The sequence below is a fragment of the Mesotoga sp. HF07.pep.5.2.highcov genome (genome assembly GCF_003666285.1).
GTDB classification, from domain to species: domain Bacteria; phylum Thermotogota; class Thermotogae; order Petrotogales; family Kosmotogaceae; genus Mesotoga; species Mesotoga prima.
In genome coordinates this window covers 1-16574 of record NZ_JFHJ01000502.1, presented here as the reverse complement: position 1 = coordinate 16574, position 16574 = coordinate 1, and the positions used below count along the sequence as shown (strand labels likewise).

At 45.1% G+C, this 16574-nt stretch carries 18 protein-coding genes, 2 tRNA genes and 1 pseudogene; 5 read left to right on the top strand and 16 right to left on the bottom strand.

The features are described from left to right. Positions 1–183, top strand: a pseudogene (locus BG32_RS15855) (DUF368 domain-containing protein); the annotation flags it as partial. A gap of 8 nt (positions 184–191) precedes the next feature. On the opposite strand, the gene BG32_RS10695 reads toward BG32_RS15855, so the two are convergent. The 5 genes from BG32_RS10695 to recJ form a co-directional block, all read right to left on the bottom strand. Beyond that, entirely contained in the window at positions 192–1202 is a 1011-nt protein-coding gene (locus tag BG32_RS10695) for a rod shape-determining protein (RefSeq protein ID WP_121526810.1), read from the bottom strand. A 24-nt stretch (positions 1203–1226) separates the two neighbouring features. Then, positions 1227–1302 (bottom strand) — tRNA-Arg (locus BG32_RS10690). After that, positions 1281–1991, bottom strand: a complete 711-nt coding sequence (gene ruvX / locus BG32_RS10685; RefSeq protein ID WP_121526809.1) for a Holliday junction resolvase RuvX — start codon at positions 1989–1991, stop codon at positions 1281–1283. The genes BG32_RS10690 and ruvX overlap by 22 nt, the downstream gene beginning before the upstream one ends. After that, positions 1984–2244, bottom strand: a complete 261-nt coding sequence (locus BG32_RS10680; RefSeq protein ID WP_099771819.1) for a DUF3343 domain-containing protein — start codon at positions 2242–2244, stop codon at positions 1984–1986. Before BG32_RS10680 ends, ruvX begins: the two co-directional genes overlap by 8 nt. Continuing rightward, positions 2237–5380 carry a single-stranded-DNA-specific exonuclease RecJ gene (gene recJ / locus BG32_RS10675; protein WP_014730178.1) on the bottom strand — a complete coding sequence of 1048 codons (3144 nt, stop codon included), beginning with the start codon at positions 5378–5380 and terminating at the stop codon, positions 2237–2239. Before recJ ends, BG32_RS10680 begins: the two co-directional genes overlap by 8 nt. 109 nt (positions 5381–5489) lie before the next feature. Here recJ and BG32_RS10670 point away from each other — a divergent pair, with 109 nt between their 5' ends. Continuing rightward, positions 5490–6185 (top strand): pseudouridine synthase, encoded by a 696-nt coding sequence (locus tag BG32_RS10670; RefSeq protein WP_099771818.1) that lies wholly within the window; start codon positions 5490–5492, stop codon positions 6183–6185. Positions 6186–6217: 32 nt separating this feature from the next. Here the strand turns inward: BG32_RS10670 and BG32_RS10665 are convergent, their stop codons facing one another. From BG32_RS10665 to acpP, 6 genes are read right to left on the bottom strand one after another with little or no spacing between them, the layout of a single operon-like run. Further along, positions 6218–8041, bottom strand: a complete 1824-nt coding sequence (locus BG32_RS10665) for a PEGA domain-containing protein (protein WP_099771817.1) — start codon at positions 8039–8041, stop codon at positions 6218–6220. Between the two features lie 25 nt (positions 8042–8066). Continuing rightward, positions 8067–9578, bottom strand: coding sequence for a DUF5693 family protein (locus tag BG32_RS10660; protein WP_257211936.1), 1512 nt, complete (start codon positions 9576–9578; stop codon positions 8067–8069). Beyond that, on the bottom strand, positions 9509–10279 hold the full coding sequence (locus BG32_RS10655) for a hypothetical protein (protein ID WP_099771816.1): 771 nt from the start codon (positions 10277–10279) through the stop codon (positions 9509–9511). Before BG32_RS10655 ends, BG32_RS10660 begins: the two co-directional genes overlap by 70 nt. Next, positions 10267–10782 carry an RluA family pseudouridine synthase gene (locus tag BG32_RS16620; RefSeq protein ID WP_259459677.1) on the bottom strand — a complete coding sequence of 172 codons (516 nt, stop codon included), beginning with the start codon at positions 10780–10782 and terminating at the stop codon, positions 10267–10269. Before BG32_RS16620 ends, BG32_RS10655 begins: the two co-directional genes overlap by 13 nt. 20 nt (positions 10783–10802) lie before the next feature. Beyond that, complete coding sequence (locus BG32_RS16615; protein ID WP_259459676.1) at positions 10803–11204, bottom strand: S4 domain-containing protein; 402 nt, start codon at positions 11202–11204, stop codon at positions 10803–10805. Further along, positions 11201–11452, bottom strand: a complete 252-nt coding sequence (gene acpP, locus BG32_RS10645; RefSeq protein ID WP_006491769.1) for an acyl carrier protein — start codon at positions 11450–11452, stop codon at positions 11201–11203. Before acpP ends, BG32_RS16615 begins: the two co-directional genes overlap by 4 nt. Positions 11453–11588: 136 nt before the next feature. Between acpP and BG32_RS10640 the strand changes: the two genes are divergently transcribed. After that, on the top strand, positions 11589–12413 hold the full coding sequence (locus tag BG32_RS10640; protein WP_099771814.1) for a purine-nucleoside phosphorylase: 825 nt from the start codon (positions 11589–11591) through the stop codon (positions 12411–12413). Next, on the top strand, positions 12410–13396 hold the full coding sequence (locus BG32_RS10635; RefSeq protein ID WP_099771813.1) for a bifunctional oligoribonuclease/PAP phosphatase NrnA: 987 nt from the start codon (positions 12410–12412) through the stop codon (positions 13394–13396). Before BG32_RS10640 ends, BG32_RS10635 begins: the two co-directional genes overlap by 4 nt. On the opposite strand, the gene BG32_RS10630 is transcribed toward BG32_RS10635, so the two are convergent. The 4 genes from BG32_RS10630 to folE2 are packed head-to-tail and all read right to left on the bottom strand — an operon-like array spanning position 13393 to position 16173. After that, the gene (locus BG32_RS10630) at positions 13393–14037 is read right to left on the bottom strand and encodes a site-2 protease family protein (RefSeq protein ID WP_259459675.1); all 645 of its coding nucleotides are present in this window, start codon (positions 14035–14037) and stop codon (positions 13393–13395) included. The two genes, BG32_RS10635 and BG32_RS10630, sit on opposite strands and share 4 nt — an antisense overlap. After that, entirely contained in the window at positions 14021–14725 is a 705-nt protein-coding gene (gene rsmI, locus BG32_RS10625) for a 16S rRNA (cytidine(1402)-2'-O)-methyltransferase (protein ID WP_099771812.1), read from the bottom strand. Before rsmI ends, BG32_RS10630 begins: the two co-directional genes overlap by 17 nt. Continuing rightward, positions 14722–15399, bottom strand: a complete 678-nt coding sequence (rsmG, locus tag BG32_RS10620) for a 16S rRNA (guanine(527)-N(7))-methyltransferase RsmG (protein WP_014730175.1) — start codon at positions 15397–15399, stop codon at positions 14722–14724. The genes rsmI and rsmG overlap by 4 nt, the downstream gene beginning before the upstream one ends. A gap of 3 nt (positions 15400–15402) precedes the next feature. After that, positions 15403–16173, bottom strand: a complete 771-nt coding sequence (gene folE2 / locus BG32_RS10615) for a GTP cyclohydrolase FolE2 (protein ID WP_006491763.1) — start codon at positions 16171–16173, stop codon at positions 15403–15405. 45 nt (positions 16174–16218) lie between these two features. Between folE2 and BG32_RS10610 the strand changes: the two genes are divergently transcribed. Then, a tRNA-Ser gene (locus tag BG32_RS10610) sits at positions 16219–16307 on the top strand. A 19-nt stretch (positions 16308–16326) separates the two neighbouring features. Here the strand turns inward: BG32_RS10610 and lepB are convergent. Next, positions 16327–16574, bottom strand: a 248-nt coding sequence (gene lepB / locus BG32_RS10605) for a signal peptidase I (RefSeq protein WP_121526808.1), incomplete at its 5' end; no start/stop codon positions are given.

Sequence of the window (16574 nt, the reverse complement as noted above, 5' to 3'; positions counted from 1 at the left end):
TTTCTGATGAAGAGATTCCGGAGTCAGACATTCGCTTTTCTCCTAGGTCTAATGATAGGTTCACTTCCTGATTTATTTACGAGACCCGGAAGCAATTCAAATGTTCTTCAGATTATTATCGGATTGGTTTCTGGACTGGCGATTTCGTATCTTTTAAGCATGTTCGAAAAAAAGACAGAATAGAACCCTGACTACTTACTGTGATTGATCGTGACTCTATGAAGGTGCTTGTCACAATCGAGCAACTCACCTATACCTTTTACGACACAGGTTCTCGGATCCTCTGCAACAACTGTCTTTATTCCAGTCTCTTGAATAATCAAGTCTGGAAGTCCCCTAATTAGGGAACCACCACCTGTAAGAACCACACCGGTATCCATTATGTCCGCAGCGATCTCAGGAGGCGTATCTTCCAAAATCTGGCGCAGATTCAATACGATCTCCTGAAGAATCTGAGAAATGGCTTCGTGAACATCATCGGAAGTGATTCTTATGTTCCCGGGAAGGCCATTCAGTGCGTCTCTTCCACGTACTTCTAGTTCAAAACTCTCCAGCGTTGGAAAGGCCTTTCCTATTTTGGTTTTTACGTCCTCTGCGGTTGAGCTGCCTATGAGAAACTTGTACTTGCGTTTTACGAATTTGATTATTGCATCGTCCATAGCATCTCCAGCAGTTCTTAGGGAGCGCGAAACAACTATCCCGCCAAGGCTGATCACCGCGATATCGGAGGTCCCCCCTCCAATATCGACAACCATGTTTCCTACCGAATCAAAAATGTGAAGACCGGCTCCGATGGCAGCAGCGATGGGTTCAAGAACGAGGTAAACCTTACTTGCACCTGCGGCGGTGGTGGCTTCAATAACGGCTCTTCTCTCAACACTAGTTACCTTCGCCGGAACCCCGACAACAACGGCCGGCCTCGAGAAAGAGAACTTCGTACGGGTCCTCTTAACAAGATCTTTCAGGGCCTGTTCTATTATCTGATAATCGGCGATCACTCCGTCTCGAATTGGCCTTACCGCCTTGATATCCTTTGGCGTCTTCCCGATCATTTCCTTAGCATCGGATCCTATCGCTATAATTTTTCCGGTCTTGGCTTCAACAGCTATAACAGACGGTTCGTCTATGACGATGCCCTTGCCCTTCTGGAAGACCAAGAGAGAAGCGGTACCCAAATCGATTCCTAAATCGCCTTTTTTCATACAAGACCTCCCGCGTTGCCTATATGGCGTGCTCGGTGGGATTTGAACCCACAATCTCTGGATCCGGAGTCCAGCGCTCTATCCGTTGAGCCACGAGCACTCAATAACCTGCGGACCTTCCGAGTTCAGATCGACCATCCCATCGAGCTCTTCTCCACAAGCGATTACTATTATATCGTAAGATGAAAAGTCAATATCGTCAACAATATTGACGGGTTTCATCCCTTTTCTTACGAAAGAAAGGAAGACTTGAGGATCCTCGACAAGGACACCCGGCTCAGTTTCAAGACAATCAAGACCTTCAATCATTGCAGATCGCGGCCTATAAAACAACACTCTACTTTCTGAAGCCAGCCTGGGTAGGTCTCTGCAAACGCCTCTTTCTTCTTTTACCTCCCATTTTTTCGACATTCCGGACGAATAGTTCCGCAGGATCTGGATAGCACTGAAAACATCCCTCGCTTTAGAGAAGTCTTGTCCGGCCTCACTCGAAAGACGCCTGGCAGTTTCGGTTGTAAGGGTCTCATCGACCAGGAATACTCGTCCAGGGAAGATACTCTTGACTTTCTCTGCAAATGAAACGGCCTTCAGAGTGGACTCACTGAATCTACCGGACATTGATATGGGGAGGCCGATTACAATCTCCTCAATTCCCTTCTCCTCAATAATCCTCAGAAGATTTTTTTTGTAGCCGGTGTGATCTATTGCGAATAGAGGAATTTCGATGTTCTCAACCTGTAATGCCAGTCCTATTCTGGATGTTCCGAAATCAATCCCCAGTCTAATCATAGAATGACTTCACGGGATTCTCATCGCACAAAGCGGAATACATAACTTCTACGTTATGTTGCTTGAGAAGCACCAGAACTGAATCGACAACATTTGAAGAAACTGCGATGGAAAGCGAACATCCGGGGAATAGACCGGGTGGTGTGGGGAAAACCTTTGTCTGGAAACCATGATTTCTCAATAATGATAGAACTTTGATTATATCTTTTTGGGAGACTACTATCAGAGCATCCAGCTTACGGGTATCAACCAACCTTCAGCACCTCTTCGGCATTGGTTAGACTCCTTAATAGCCCCCTTGTAGTCATAGTAGATAACTTTGTAGCGAACCATCTCGTCATTCTCTTCTCTGCCACACCTTCTCTGTATCTCAGGGTCTTCTTCACCTGTGTCGTGTCGAGGGCTGCTTCCGAGTTACTGTACCAGACACCGTTGTCCGCACTCAACAACTCCATTTCCTCAAGCATTGAGAGGAAGACCTTAGAGATACCGTCTTCAAAGCTCAGAGCCTTCTTTATGTCTCTCTCCGACGCAGGGAGTACCTCTTTCAAGTCCTGATAAACGGCTTCCAACTCCTCAACAGTGGGAAACAAACGGTCCATTTCGCTTGTGTTTGAAACGAGGTCCGCCTTGTTGAAGGAGAGATTCAAGAAAAGTTCGGAATCTTCACCGGGCCTTGTAGCAACGGCATCGATTACTTCCAGGAAGTTTCTCGGAGCACTGTAAAAGACAATATTTGAATTGCCCAGTGTAACCCCGAGACCATCACTTGAAGGAGTCGTTATAAGGACCCGAATCTTCTGTCTTTCGACAAGAGAGTAGATAACCGATCTCTGGAAATCCTTGAGAAGATAGTTGTAGAAAATCAGTTCACCGTTTTGCAGAGCGTGAGACAACCTTGAACCCATAGATTTTGCAAGAGAAACCGTCTTGTGAGGAGAGTCAACAATTACTGCCACATTTTCCCCGTGGCCTACTATTGACATCACCTGCTCCACTTTCTTTCTCGAGCCGCGGTTGTCTATAATGCCAACTCTCTTTATTGGACTTGGTTTATACACGTGCGAGATTCTCTTGTCCAGGAAGAACTCTTTGAGGTCATCACAGAAAATGCTTCCAGAAAAACCGGAAATGCCAAGAACCTTATCGATGTTATTGAAGAAACCTTCAAGGTCTGGATGATCCTTAAATATGCCGGAAAGAATATAAGACGGTTCGTCAAAGATTATCTCGCCGGCTGAATCCGAAATTTCGTTGAATCTTTCAACGAAGAAGGGTAATGTAACGAAGACAACTGGCTCGTCCAGTTTGCCTCTGTAAAGTGAATTGGCAAAGATTGGCTTTATCGAATCCAGATAATGCTGCAAAGAATAATATGTGTGGGCAAGTGTGCCATTGATGGCAGAAACAATGAAAGTTCTCTTGCCCTTCTGATAATTCTTCAGAATCTTGAGCGCAAGGAATGGATTCTTCAGTCTTATGTTACCGAAGATTCCCCAGGGATTCTTCGCACTTACGTCCATGAATTCCGGACACTTATGTGACACCTTCTTCTCCAGTTCAGCTATTAGCGCCGAGACGTCCGACTTAATCTGCAAGCCAGGCTGTTGGTTCTTCCAGTCTCTTATAAACTCGAAGACAAAGTTCTTGTCTCTAACTTCCTCTTCGAATACGGGATCAATGTACAACCTCGCGTCAGACAAGGAAAGTTTTACACTCTGCAGTCCATAAAGATTATCATTCTTTATAGAGGCAATGGCGTCTACCTTGAGAAGGTTTGGCTTGACATACTTGAAATCATCGAACATGGTGCCCATGTTGTAACCTATTGCAAGAGTCTTTCGGTCTCCAGAGCGCAGTATGAGTTTCACATGGTCGCTCCCACTACCAAACATCTTTGCCTTTTCAATGTTCAAGCCTTTGATCAAGAATTTCGGCTCGGGATTGGAATGTCCAAAAGGTCTCAACAATTCGAGCTTATCGAGTATCGAGGGGGTAATAGAATCAAGAGTAAGAACATCGTCAACGTCAATCTTGAAAACCGGCTGCTTCAAACCGTATAGCTTTATGTAAGCATCATTAATTGCAGACCTGAATTCCGATATTTTTTCTTTGTCAATACTGAAGCCGGCCGCCATCTCATGCCCGCCGAACTCCCTCAACAGACCCGAGACCTCGTTAAGCAGGCTTATTATGCTTACACCGGCAGGGCTTCTTGCGGAACCCTTTCCATCGGAACCGTTTGTAGCTATCAAGAACACCGGCTTGTTGTGAATCGACACGAGTCTTGACGCGACAATCCCAAGCACTCCCAGATGCCAGTTGTCGCCATCTATAACCAGCGCGAAATCGTCTTTGAAACTCGCAGTATTCTCAAGATCCCTTTCCGTTTGTTCAAAGATTTTCGCCTCGATAGTCTGTCTGTTCTGATTGTGCTTCAATAGACGGCTAGCAGTGTTCATTGCCGAATCCATATCTTCGCTAATCAATAGTTCAAGTGCCACAATTGCTGAATCCATTCTTCCCGCAGCGTTGAGTTTTGGGGCAATCTTGAATGCAATGTCCTGTGCAGTAAGGTTTTCCGAAGGAATTCTCAGGTAAGAAAGAAGCGCTTTTAATCCGAGTAGCGGACTGCTCTGAATCTTTGCCGTTCCTTCTTTAACAATGTAGCGATTCTCATCTCTTAGAGGTACTATATCCGCAATCGTACCGAGCGCCACAATATCCAGGTACTCCTCGGGATCTATAGGACAGTGAAGGGTTTCGTTCAAAGCGACAAGCAACTTGAAGGCCACACCAACACCGGCCAATCCTTTGAAAGGATAATCGTCGTCGGGCCTCTTTGGGTTGACAACTGCGTCGGCAGGCGGGAGGAGATCTTTCACTTCGTGATGGTCCGTAACAACAACGTTGAATCCGATCTCCTTTGCGAACTTGATTTCGTCAAAGGAAGTGACCCCGCAATCTACGGTTATGAGGAGGCTGTGCCCCTGATCCCTCAAATCTTTGATTGCGTCCTTGCTCAATCCGTAACCTTCTTCGAGTCTCAGAGGAATGTAATAGCTAACATTGAATCCCATCCTCTTCATTGCGAGGTATAGGAGTGCGGTGCTCGTCACACCGTCGACATCGTAATCGCCAAAGACGACTATGCTTTCGTTTCTATCGCGGGTCTCGATGATCGTACGAACCGCCAAAGGCATGTCTTCAAGAAGGAAAGGATCGTGGAGAATCGTCTTGTCGGGATTCAGGAACTTCATCGCTTCAACTTCGTTATCTATTCCACGCGTTACCAGTAATCTCGCCAAAAAAGCGTCAATGCCCATGAATTCGACCAATCTGTTTACGGCCTCATCATCGGGCTTTAGGAGAAGCCACTCCTTTCTCATAAAGATCCACCCTCTCTTTTTTTCTTTTGAAAAGATTATACCATTCTGACCAATAGCCCGGAGAAGTTGTTGACTGGTATCCCAAGAAATGGTGTTGTACAATCGATGTATGAGACTAGACGCCTTTGTGTCGAGATTTGGGCGCTTCAGCCGAAGTGAAAGCAGGAGAATAATTAGAAGCAATGGAGTGAGTCTAAACGGAGTCCTCACGAACAATCCTTCTGAAGTAGTTGATGAAACAGACACTGTCATTGTTGACGGAAGACCTCTTGAGGCTTTTGGGAATGTTTATATTGCCCTTAACAAGCCTGAAGGTTACGTTTGCTCAAGAGAGAGAAGCGAAGGCAGAAGCGTATTCGAACTCATCGACGCGAACTTCTCGGCAGATCTGTCAACTGGAGGAAGGTTGGACAAGGACGCAACAGGACTCTTGATACTTTCGAACGACGGCAAGTTCATTCACGAAGTGATTTCGCCCAGAAAGCTTGTTGAAAAGGAATACCTTGTGGAAACAGCCAAAGAGATAACCAAGAAAGAGATTTCCATGATTTCACAAGGGCTCTTCATTGGAAACAATGAGTTTTCGAAGCCGGCTCATGTTGAGCAAATCGATCACTTTCATATGAGGATCGTTCTAATGGAAGGCCGATACCATGAGGTAAAGCGACTTGTTTCTGCATCAGGAAACAAAGTAATCCAGCTGCATAGAAGGCGGATTGGATCTTACTGTCTATCTGAGGAGCTACGACCAGGAGACTGGCAGCTTCTCTCAGAGAACGACAGGAAAAAAATAACCGGGACTTGAGTCCCGGTTATCTTCGAAACAACGAACGAATGTCAGTCTATCCTTGAAAGATTGAATGAGAGATTGTGATCTCCCTTTCCAAAGTAACGGTATGTCACCGACACGCGATACCCATCTAGCACCAGGACTACCTCGTAGTATCCGGGATCTAGTTCTACAACTCTGTTGGTTCTGCCATAGTCTCTCCCGTTTATGAATATTCTTGCGTTAGAAGGATCTGAAGAAATAGTGATTCTTGCGACTGGCCTTTCCTCAACAAGTATTATCTTCGTTGAAGAACTCGTTCCAGCGGCAAGATTCACTTCCTTACTATCGGTGATATAACCTGATTTCTCTACTCTTATAATATGTCTTCCGGCATCCACATCGATTGAGAGCGGTGATCTGCCGACATAAACGTTGTCGACAAAGACGGACGCGTTTGTCGGCTCTGTCTCAACGGTTAACCTTGCCTTCTTTGCGTACAGGGTAGCGCTGACCTGCCTGTCTCTATCAAGCGAAACGCTTGTGGAGAAGTCATCATAGCCATTCGCAGTAACTCTGACCGTGTAGGTTCCCTCTCTCAGGTTAAGGTTCAGAGGTGTTCTCCCCTGATAGCTACCATTGATGTACACCAGAGCGTTCGAAGGCGAACTTGTAACGCTCAATCTGTACTCTCTCACTAGAGGCGACAGAGTAATCGACTTGGATATCGAACGGTCGAGCACGAAGCTTTCGGAATAAGTCTCATAACCAGACCTCTCTATTCTGAGGTTCTTCGTTCCAGCTTCGAGAGTTACGTTCAAAGGAGTGCGACCAATATAGGCGTTGTCTACATAGACATCTGCCCCGGAGGGACTAGTAATTACTGAGAGCTGATAGTTCTGGACGATCGGGGTCAATGTAATTGATTTGGATATGTTCCGGTTTAGAACAAGTGTTTCCGTGTAAGTCACATAACCGGACTTCGAAACACTGAGATTCTTGGTACCTTCTTCCAGAGTTACATTCAAAGGTGTCCGGCCTATTAGACTTCCATCGATATAGACAACAGCATCACTCGGGTTCGTGACGATCGAGAGCTGATATTCGCTGACGAACTTCTTCAGGTCTAGCTGAACATCAACGGTTCTCCCGCTTACTACTGAGAACTGTCTGGTCTCGCTCCTGAAACCGCTCTTATAAGCCGTAACAATGTGGTTTCCATCATCTAGATCCATGCTGAGCGGGCTTGTGCCAACCATCTTGCCGTCAATATATATCGTTGCGCCTGACGGGGTCGTAGTTATTCTTGCGCGTCCCGTACTCGGCATTATGTCCAGGTAGAACCAGGTTGTGGAAACTGCATACTCTTGTTTGTCAATTACAGGTATTACTTTTGACACGACAAAGTCCTCGGCCTTTGAACTTGCTTTCGGGAAAATGTCTCCCGCTTCGGCCTTGGCCATCAGAGCATCCAGGAATCCAAGAGGCTTCGTAGATGCCACTATTTGGAATATCTCCTTACCGCCACCGGTTTCGCTTGTCAACTGAAGCCTGTATCTCGTATTGGCGTTTTCCGTTGGAAGCGTGTACGTTACTCCAGCTTTCAGAAAATTGTTGCGGTCAAAACCATTTGGAAATATCAGCTGAATCTCGCCGTTGGGAGTGATATCGTAAATTGCCACATAGGCATCCTTATTGACTTTGAAATAAGTCTTTACCTCCTCGCCGGAGTAATATAGAGAGCCTATGTCTCTGTCCAGCCAAATTGAAACTTCAAGACCTCCTTGTGGTTCTTCAGGCACGATAATAACCTTCTGAAGATCGTAAGAAACTATACCAAACAAAGATATCGCCAGAAATAAACTGAGAAAAACAAGAATTGTCTTCTTCACAATCCATCCCTCCTATCATCAGATATTAATTAGACTCGTCTTCGTCACTCTCGTTCAACAGTACTTCAACATCCTTACTGCTTCTACTATACTTCTTGACAAATGTAATCAATATCATTGAAACAACTGTCCCAAATAATAGACCGTACAAGCTTCTCAGCAGTCCCGTCCAAAGTGGGACGGTGGCATGACAGAAGGTATTGACGATCGACACTATCACAAGAGATCCTCCCGATGCAATGACTGGAGCGAGTTTTCCCTTGATGTTGAAAGAGAAGTGAATCAGGATGGCTAGCAAAGGATATGCAAGTAGCTCTTTGAAACGTGGACGAACCAGCAGGAGATTGTCTAGATAGTCCCTTACCATTCTTTCGGAGTCAAGAACAAAGGAAAAGTTTCCACTTCTAAGAATGTAGTAGCCGGCCGCTATTCCGGCAAACACAAATACCAACAGGTCGCCCTTAGATATTTTTCTGGAGACACTCTTTATAAAACCGGTTACGAATAACCAACCAGGGAGGGCAACAAGAGATACTTTCACACCCCTGAAGAGCTCTAGACCATTCTGGAATTCGACTCCGACCATGGATGCATTGATAGAGATTCCCAGAAAAACAGAAAGCGAAAAGAATAGTAGTAACCCTCTGAAAACCCCAGTATTTAGAGAAGACAACCTTCTGTAAATCGCAAACTCCCCTGCAATTGCTGCCAGAGGCAGACCGATAGTCGGGAAAAGTAGAAACACAACTGTGATTCCAATGGCGCCAAGCGGACTAATTGATAGGATCAACACAAATATGAACAACGCTGAAAGCAATTTGAATCTTGATGAGCCAGTCCTGGGAGATGTTATTTCGTCAGAGATTAGGTCCTGTTCGTTTAGTTCCTCGTAGGATTTGTGAACTAGCTCATCGTAGTCGAAATCAACCGGAGGAGTTAAGAAAAGCAATGCGTCAACACTTCGCTCCCTAACTGATCTAATGTACCTCGTTACAGCTCTATCGATATCGTAATTTGGGTACTCTTTCTTCTTCAGATTGTGGACGCGGAAAACCAGAGACTTGTTATCTCGGGCCTTTAAGACGTCAAGAACGTACTGCCCTCTTTCGTCAAACTCCATGTAGCCAGTATAAGCGCAATGACTATCCAGAATAGAAGCGAGTTCCGAAACAGGGTACGGAGAAACCCCCGTAAGTATCACAGGAACCTGCAAATCTAGAATTTCCTCCAGTCTATTCCAGTCATCTCTGAGATCCATAAAGACAACCGCAGAGCCGAGTTCTGAAATTTCCGTCAGATTATCTACGTAAATCAGCTGCTTTGATGGAACGCCGTCAACCTTCTTCTCGGTAACAAGAGCTGCACGGTTGTAATTAGAATCCAGGGAGACTCTCCAAGGAATATATAGAAGAGACATAAGCAGACCCACAACAAAAACAACGATAACTATGCCGTTCCCAAGACTGATTACATTCTTCTGTTTTTCGTTTCTTCGTCTTCTTCGAGGCTTCTTAGGTCTAACGGGAACTTCCGCCAATACTTATCTCTCCTCCCGATCAGAAGATAAAGAAATAATACTACACCGACAACAAATGGGGAATATGGAAGCAAAAAAACAATCCTCCATTTTAAAAGCATTGAACGAACAGTGGATCCAAACACATTCAAAAAAGCGGTGTCTATTTCTCTTTCAGTAGAGAACTCATTGACAACTTCTAGTAGTTTGTTGTACGAATTCCTCTTGAGAATGTAATCGGCAAAGCTTGCCACTGCCCCGTAGAAGACACTTTGATCATCCTTAACCGGGTATTTCTCCTCGTATTCTGTGAAGTCAAAAAACGCTACTCTTAAAGCCAACCTCCTAGTCCCAGTGTGAAGGTTCTGAAATCCCTCGGCAATCACCTCATGATACCACAGCGGAATTTCGTCAGGATTAATATCCCTGATTCTCAGGTACTCAAAGAAATAAACATGGGCGAGTTCATGCCTCGCAACTCCCGGTTTATATGAAGAGGTGTAAAGAAAGATTTGATATATTCCATTATTGTCTATTGCCGCAGGTTGCTCGTGACCTTCACCCTTTAAAATCGTAAGACTGTATTTTACCGAGAAACCATAGATTTCTGAAAGCTCTGCATTCGCTTCCTCAATCTCACTTCTGATCTCCGCCTGACCTGCCACCGCGAGTGAAGAGAAAACAACCACAATAATGAGAAATACAAATCTTATTCGAGGCAACCCAGCACCCTCTTAAGGTCGCCGGGGAGTTCAGAGATGATCTCTATTTCTTTTCCGTCATTTCTAGCGAAGGAAAGCCTTGAACAGTGAAGAAAATATCGCCTGAGCCCCGTTTCTTTCTTGAAGTCTCTATTGAACAGTCTGTCTCCATACACATCGTCTCCGACAACTGGATAACCCGCTTCACTTAACTGTCGACGGATCTGGTGCTTCTTTCCAGTAAATAGATCGATCCACAACAAAGACGTCGTACCATAGCTCTTCTCAACTGTGAAAGCCAGGGATTCGACGAATTTCTCTCTCTGCGAAACAAGTTTTCCTCTCTTTTCAGGAAATCCCTTCACAAGAGTGAAGTAACCTTTTTCGACTCCCCGTTCTCTGAATAGCTTTGAAAGCTCTCTAGCAGCCTCCGGGGATTTCGCGAAGAGGATTACACCAGAAGTGTGTTTATCAAGCCTGTGAACGGGGCGAGGAACAAAACCTTTCGAATTCCCGTACGCCATCAATCCTTCAACCAGGGTGATTATCTGGATTCCCTTACCGGATGAACGGAGATTCCTGAAGGTTTGTCAACTGCAACTATAAGATCATCTTCGAACAAAATGTCGAGTGGAATGTGTTTAGGCGTCAGTTCGCGCGATTCTTCGAGACGCTTCAGTTTCGAAGGATCTCCCGAGAAGACTACCTGAATCTTATCGCCTATTTCCATTTTCCATGAGCCGTCTCTGATTTTATTCCCATTGACCCTAACATTGCCCCTTCTCAGCAATTTGTATATTGAGGAGAGCTTCAAATCGGAAAGCTCTTTCCTCAAAACCCGGTCCAATCTCTCGTAAAAATTTTCTTTTGTTACTTTGAACTCCCTTTCGATCGAAATCACTCCACTCAAATTAAAGGGGGCATTAAGCCCCCTTAGAAAATTCAATCCTCAACGCCTAGACCTTTGCCGATACTCTCCACAATATCCCCAACTGTGGAGATGTTCTCGATCTGCTCGTCTTCAACCTTGAAATCAAATTCGTCCTCAAGTGCCATTACCAGGTCGACCAAATCGAGTGAATCTGCTCCGAGATCCTCGGTCAAATCTGAATCCATGGCGATTTCATCTTCCTCGACTCCAAGCTTCTCAGAAATTATTGTTTTTACTCTGTCGAATACTTCATCAACTGTCAAAGGACATCCTCCCTTCGAGATCTTTCTCAAATTGCAATAATTATAGTGATACCAGGCTCCAAAGTCAAATTCTGGATTCCTAGAAGCTTTCATTATTATATAATAATTTGAAGGTCTTTACTTCTGGAGGTTTGCTATGAGACTCTATAGAGAGATGAAAGAAACAGTTGCCAGGCGCCTAACAACTTTTCCGAAAGTTGCGATGATACTTGGGTCGGGACTGGGTTACCTTACTGAGCAATTTGAAGAACCCTTGGCAATAGATTACAGAGAAATTCCGGGATTTCCCACAGCTACCGTTGAAGGTCATTCAGGCAGGCTAGTCTTCGGGACATTCCAAGGACTCCCGGTGGTGGCAATGGAAGGACGTTTTCACTTCTACGAAGGTCATAGAATTGAAGACGTTTCCTCACCAATATATCTCTTTAAAGAACTTGGCGTAAGCAACTTGCTCATTACAAATGCTTCTGGCGGAATAAACAGAAGCTTCTCTCCCGGGGATATAGTTGCAGTGACAGATATCATAAACTTTGGATTTCGCAACCCTCTGAGGGGAGAAAATGACCGCCGTTACGGCCCGAGATTTCCCGACATGTCGGAGATAATTGATTTTGCCTGGCTAAAAGTCTTGAAATCAAGGCTCGAGAAAGCAAAGATAGATTTGAAGGAAGGAACCTACTGCTGGACTCTGGGACCGAGTTATGAAACGCCTGCAGAGATAAGGGCTTTTGAATTCTTCGGGGCAGATCTCGTGGGGATGTCGACGGTCCCCGAAGTAATCACCGCGAGACATTGTGGCATAAAGCTTCTGGTTTTATCGTGCGTGACAAATATGGCATCTGGGATCCTCAAGGAGAAGCTCACTCATGCCGATGTGGTGAAAACGGCAAACAGAATAAGACCCAAATTCACTGCAGTTGTCCAGCACGCGGTTGAGTCGATTAAGGAGACTGAACAATGATAAGGAAGATCACCAGCATTGTATCATGCATACAGAAGGCCAACGACATTCTCGTTGTGGGTCATATAATGCCAGACGGTGATTGTATCTCGTCAGTGGTGTCACTTTCGATGGGACTCGAGAAGTTTGGCAAGAAGGTTACACCGGCAATTGACTGGAAGATTCCGGCGAATTTTACAGTCTTTCCCTGGATAGATAGAATTAAGGATTTCAGTAATGATGTTGTGGAGCCCAATCTAATAATCATTGTAGACGCTTCATCTCCAGATAGAATCGGTAGATTTGAACAGCTTTTGCGAAAAGGAATCCCTTCAGTGGTTATTGATCACCACGCAACCAACACCTATTTTGCAGACGACTGTTGGGTAGATCCATCATATTCTTCGGCTGCTCAAATGGTTCTTGACCTTCTAAAACTCATGGATGTTGAATATGACGCCGATCTCGCACTGATGAACTACATAGGCATTGCAACAGATACTGGTTTCTTCAGATATTCGAATGTAGATAGCTCGGTTTTCGAGGCCGCTGCGGAGCTTGTGAGATTAGGAGCCGATCCCACCTTCGTGGCAACGTCAATCCTTGAAACAAGAAAGATCGAAGAACTTTTCCTTGAGAGGGATGCGATCGACAATATAAAGATGCTATCAAACGGCAGGTTTGCATATTCCTACCTTGAGTTGGAGGATTTTGAAAAGTACTCACTCACAGAAGATGATTTTGTGGGTTTCGTCGGCGATCTGAGATCGATAAAGAGCGTTGAAGTTGCTCTGTTTGCCTCAGAAGCGAGTAAAGGAGAAGCTCATGTCTCGCTGAGATCGAAGAGCTACTTCGACGTTAGCAAAATCGCCGTTGCGTTTGGAGGGGGAGGACATCAAAAGGCTTCCGGTTTCACTCTGAGATACGACGACAATCTAGAGGATGCTCTTGCCGAAACGATTGAAATGATAGATTCTCAACTTCAACAAAAAGAAAAACATTAGGCTATTAATCTAGCCAGAAGCTGTATGAACTGGGTTATAGGCCACATAATAAGCTGGATTATCCCCATGAGTGACAGCACGAGAAGTGTCAGTATTCCATATAGTTCATATTTGACAAGCCAGTTCACTTGGCTCTCCGGAACAAGCATTGTAACAATGTTTGCCCCGTCAAGAGGGGGTATAGGGATCAAGTTGAAAAGCGCAGTGTTAAGATTTATCACCATTGTCCAGTAAACAACGTCTGCTAAATAACTTGCGGGAAAAGAGCTGACCGTTTCTGGCATGAAGGTGGAGAACCTGTGAAGACCGGAGAGATAGAAGATCAGACCTGTGATAACTCCAAGCGAGAAGTTCGCAATAGATCCGGAAAGTGCCGTCAGTATTGCCTTGAAATACTTGGCTTTTCTGAGCTTCCAGTAGTTGACGGGAAACGGTCTCGACCAGCCGAACTTGAAGAAATAGAACATTAATAAACCGACAGGGTCAATTCTTCTGATGAAGCCGGGTCCTCCCCATTCCGGCTTGGTGGCTTCGAAACGTCTCGCGGTTATAAAGCGAGCATACTCATGGGAGAGTATTGCCGCAGCAATGGCGGGAGTTAGACAAAAGAAATTCCTCATCATCTCAAACATCTTTCTCATCCCTTCCCGATAGAACGACGGTTATCTCTCCCTTCACTTCGGAAAACGCGAACTTCTGGATAGCGTCAGAAACGCATCCGAAAAAAGACTCCTGGAAGAGTTTGGTCAGCTCTCTTCCGATGAATATCTCTCTGTCGCCAATAATTTCAAGGATTTCGCGCAATGTCTCCATTAGTCTGAATGGTGACTCGAAGAATACAATGAGGCTTTCGCCGTAACTGCCCCGAGAAATCTTTCTCAACAGTCTTCTCCGATTCTTGCCTCTAGGCAGAAAGCCGAGAAATGTGAAATGACTTCCTGGAAAACCGCTGACAGCAATTGCCGACGTAACGGCACTTGGACCTGGTGAAACGTCAACTTCAAAACCTCTATCACGGCAAATCCTGATAATTTTGGCCCCTGGATCAGAGATGACGGGCATTCCTGCGTCACTGGAAAGTGCGATCTCTGCTCCTTCGTCAAGTTTTCGAATTATGAAAGACAGTCTTTCTTCCTGGTTATGCATATTCAGGGATACCACATCTTTGTTTTCTATCCCTAGAGAGGAGAGAAGTGACCTCATTCTCCTCGTATCTTCTGCAAGGATCAAATCGGCTTCCTCAAACACTCTCTTCCCTCTAATCGTCATGTCATCGAGATTTCCAATGGGAGTGCCTACGATCCAGAGTTTCCCCTTTTTCTCAGTCACTTTCGACCTCCAAGAGGAAGCTTCGACGCAACTCCTGATCTTCTTGGAAACTCACTCGGAGTAGCTCTTTCCTTCTCGTAAACTACCATAAACCTCTTCGAACCGTCAGAAAGTCTGTACTCTTTTTCACACGAGAGCCGTAATCCAAGAACTCTTTCTGCTGCATCAGAAAACACCTTCTCATCAAGCCACCCGGGACCCTTGTAAAGGTAGATGTATCCCCCAACCTTAACTAGAGGAGCCGCGAGTTCCAGCGAAATATCGCATCTGCCAACTGCCCTCAAGAAGGCTGAGTCGAAAGTCTCTCCTGCTTCTTTTGCGAATTCTTCTGCTCTTGCTGTCTTTACGGCAACATTTGTCAGGTCTAAATCCCGGGCAAATCTTTCGATCTCCCTGGTTTTCTTTGCGATTGATTCAAGAAGTGTCCAGTTTGACTTAGGAAAAGAAATCGCCAAAACAAGACCTGGGATCCCGCCTCCACTTCCAATGTCTATGCAGCGGCCCGATAGAGAAGAACCTTCAAACGGAATAATGGTGTCTTCGATGTGAACTGTCATTGCTCTTTCAAATTCCTTAATTGAGCTTAGATTGTGGGGAGAAGAGAGCATGAGCTCTATAAGTTTTTCATATTTCGCGAAAAACGACGGCTCAAGAAATTCACTCGAGAAAACCATTTTTCATTCCTTTTCTATACATGCGTATGCTTCGTGATTGTGAATTGACTCCTGACTGATCGCTTCGACTCTGTACCAGTTGATCCGACTATCATCTTGAAGAAGTAAGACGACTTCTCGCGAAAGATCTTCCACAAATCTGGGGTTGTCGAAAGAGTGCTCGGTGATGAACTTCTCGTCTTCTCTTTTGAGCAAAGAAAAGATTGGAGCACTTGCGGATTTCTCGACATACTCGATGATTTCTTCAATCCAAACAAGCGAATTCATTCTTACGGAAACAAAAACCTCTGCCCTTTGATTGTGAGCACCTCTGTCACTAATCTCTTTTGAGCAAGGACAGACGGTCATGACCGGAACCTTGACTCCAAGGACAAAATCAAACGTCCCATCCTTCATTGCAATGAAGGAACACTTGAATGAGCTGAAACTCTCACTCCCGCTTATTGGAGCTTTCTTTCTTATAAAGTAAGGAAACTCAACCTTGATATGAGCCACATCGGCTTTCAAGGAGTCTCTCATGTCATTCAAGATTGACTCCATGCTTCTGGGAGTGATTTTCTTGTGGTGTCTCTCAAGGACCTCTACGAATCTTGACATGTGAGTACCACGAAAATCCTTAGGAAGATCCACAAACAGATCGAATTTCCCCACAGTATTCTGTGTTCCGAATTTTCTGTCTAGTACTACTATGGGATACTCAATTGACTTTATCCCGACCATGTTGATTTTGATGTTTCTCTTGTCCTTCTCATTCTGAACGTCTCTCAAGATCAAACACCCCTTGAATCTGTGGTCTCAAAGAGGTATAATCAGCTAAGTGGAGGCGTATCCTAACTGGCTAAGGAGCCGGTCTTGAAAATCGGTGGGGTTGACGCCCCTTGTGGGTTCGAGTCCCACCGCCTCCGCCAAAACCGGGGGTTTCCCCGGTTATTTCTTTAGCGGACCGAAATCGGAAAAAGGCCATATAGTCAACATCGGACTACCGATTATTGCCTCCTCTGGAACGAATCCAAAATACCTGCTATCGAAGCTATTTGCTGAGTTATCACCCATCATAAATTGGAACCCTTCCGGCACGGTAACTCTTACCACTCCCGTTGACGGATCCTGAGTGATGTACTTCTCCAGACCGAGGGGCTCCAACTCTGTTTCGAAGAACTCAGTATATTCGATCA